Raw genomic sequence first — 247 nt, forward strand, 5'->3', positions numbered from 1 at the left:
GTTGTTGCCTACAGCCCGGGCGACCTCGCCGGTCTGGCCGCCAGGCTTACCGAGCTGGAACGGACGCTGAGCCGGGCGGGGGCGCGTGTCCAGGGCGCCCATCAGGCCCAGCAGGCCGAAAGGGCCGCGCGGCTTTACGGCATCCTCGTGCTGGGGGCGGCGGCCGTGCTGGCGGGGCTTCTGGGGCTGGCATGGCTGGTCTCGTGCCTGCTGTGGACGCTGCGGCGCGTCCAGGACGACCGCAAGC

1 protein-coding gene is annotated in these 247 nt (G+C 73.7%); it reads left to right on the forward strand.

The genetic code is table 11. The features are described from left to right. Positions 1–247: hypothetical protein (locus QSV46_RS40570; protein WP_314964357.1), on the forward strand; the 247-nt coding region annotated here is incomplete at both ends.

The organism is Bradyrhizobium cosmicum (assembly GCF_032290525.1).
In the GTDB taxonomy this organism is placed as follows: domain Bacteria; phylum Pseudomonadota; class Alphaproteobacteria; order Rhizobiales; family Xanthobacteraceae; genus Bradyrhizobium; species Bradyrhizobium cosmicum_A.